The sequence below is a fragment of the Ideonella sp. genome (assembly GCF_036277275.1).
Taxonomy (GTDB): Bacteria; Pseudomonadota; Gammaproteobacteria; order Burkholderiales; family Burkholderiaceae_C; genus Ideonella.
This window is the reverse complement of sequence record NZ_DASUNH010000138.1, coordinates 1-2,003: the sequence shown is the minus strand read 5'-3', so window position 1 is coordinate 2,003 and position 2,003 is coordinate 1. Positions and strand designations below refer to the sequence as shown.

The following is a 2,003-nucleotide window of genomic DNA, read 5'->3' as shown; positions in this document are numbered from 1 at the left end:
GAGGCTTTGCAACGCCGCGGTCGGCTGTTCTGGCGGCAACCCTTCGGGAACGGGTCTTCCAGGGCGCATGGCGGCGTTGCCCACCTTGCCCAGGCACCAGCCTGGGCGGCGGCGGGCGCCTTGCCCTGCATCCCTGGAAGGTCCGTTCGCACGGGGCTCCGTAGCGTTAACAGGCCCTAGTCGGCCCGCCGGGGTGGTCGGCCTTGCAGGATCACGCCCCTCGCGTCACTCGCCGACCAGCCCGTTGCGGATCGCGTAGACGGTCAGTTCCGAGTTGTTGGCCAGGCCCAGCTTTTCCAGCACCCGGGCACGGTAGACGCTGACCGTCTTGGGCGACAGCGTCAGCTCGTTGGCGATGTCGGCCAGGCGTTTGCCCGAGGCAATCATCACCAGCGTCTGCAGTTCGCGGTCGGACAACTTTTCGTGCGCATTGGCCACTTCGGGTGTCGTCAGGCTCTCGACCAGCATCTGGGCGATCTCGGGCGTCACATATTTGCGCCCCTGCGCCACCGTGCGCACCGCCTGGACCAACAAGTGGGGATCGCCGCCCTTGTTGACATAGCCAAAGGCGCCGGCGCGCAGCGCGCGGATCGCGTACTGGTCTTCCGGGTACATGCTGACCACCAGCACCTTGACCGTCGAGCCCTCATCTTTCAGCACGTGCAGCACGTCCAGCCCGCTGCGGCCGGGCATGTTGATGTCCAGCACCAGCACGTCGCAGCCCCCCTTGCGCATCAGCGTGCGCAATTCGCCGTAGTCGCCGGCCTCGCCGACGACCTCGATGTCCGGCGCGTCGGACAAGGTGTCGCGGATGCCACGGCGGATCAGCGCATGGTCGTCGCAGACGATCACTCTGGTCATGCAGCCCCCTTGGCATTCGGCACCACCGCGCAGCAGGCAGGTGCGCTGTTCGTCTTGCTCATAGCTCTCCCCAAGCAGACGGATCGTGTTCGGATTCGCTGGGGTGCGGGCCCTCGGCAGGGCCGGTCGTGTAATGCCCCAGCGGGATCGAGAGTATCAGCGTCGTGCCGGCCGCACTGCTGGAAAGGTCGACCCAGCCGCCGACGGTGGTCGCCCGCTCATGCAACCCCCGGATGCCGAAGCTGCGCGCCTTGGCCAGATCGGCCTCGGACAGCCCGCGACCGTTGTCGCTGACCTCCAGCGACAAAATCCCCTGGGCAAGCGACAGGTCGATGCTGACGCGGGTGGCCTGTGCGTGCTTGCTGACGTTAGTGAGCGCTTCCTGCGCCGTGCGGTAAGCCACCAGCGGCACGCCGGGCGGCAGTTGGGGGTTGTCGTGGCTGGTCCGGAAGCTGCAGACGACGCCGGTGCGGCGCTCGAAGCGGTTGGCCATCCACTGCAGCGCCGCGACCAGGCCCTGCTCCAGGATCGCCGGGCGCAGGTTGTGCATGATGCGCTGGCTGGCTTCCAGCGCGTGGGTCACCGTTTCCATCGCGCTGTCGAGCCGGGTCTTCAGCTCGGGTGTGGTGGCGTGGCGGGCCATCCAGGCCAGGTCGAATTTCAGCGCCGACAGCGAGCCGCCGACGTCGTCGTGGATCTCGCGGGCAATCGCCGCCCGCTCCATCTCGACGCTGGTCTGCAAGTGCTGGGCCAGTTCGGACAGCCGTTGGCGCGAGGCGGCCAGCTCCCGGTCGGCCCGCTGGCGGGCACGAAGCGTCTCGAAGGCGTCGATCGCGTGTTCGGTCGCCGGCGCCAGCCGGGCCAGGTTCGCCTTCAATAAATAGTCGGTGGCGCCGTTGCGCATGGCTGACACCGCCACGTCTTCGCCGATTTCGCCCGATACCAGGATGAACGGCACCTGAATGCCGCTGTCACGCAGTATTTCCAGCGCGTGCAGGCCCGAAAAGCCGGGGATGTTGAAGTCCGACAGGATCACGTCCCAGCGTTCGCGCAGCGCCGCCCGGAACCCCAGCTCGCTGTCGACGCGCACGGCCTCGACCTGGGCCCCGCCGCGCCGCAGGTGCGCCATCGCCAACTCGTGA

Annotated in this window: 2 protein-coding genes; both read right to left on the bottom strand. The window is 67.8% G+C overall.

All coding sequences use genetic code 11. The features are described from left to right. Window positions 1–225: 225 nt before the first annotated feature. Window positions 226–861 carry a response regulator transcription factor gene (locus VFY73_RS24205; protein WP_329723664.1) on the bottom strand — a complete coding sequence of 212 codons (636 nt, stop codon included), beginning with the start codon at window positions 859–861 and terminating at the stop codon, window positions 226–228. 58 nt (window positions 862–919) lie between these two features. Continuing rightward, on the bottom strand, window positions 920–2,003 hold a 1,084-nt coding region (locus VFY73_RS24200; RefSeq protein WP_329723662.1), incomplete at its 5' end, for a sensor histidine kinase.

Excerpts from the sequence above, each read along its gene's own strand:
- VFY73_RS24205 (WP_329723664.1), bottom strand. The coding sequence starts at position 861 with ATGACCAGAGTGATCGTCTGCGACGACCATGCGCTGATCCGCCGTGGC.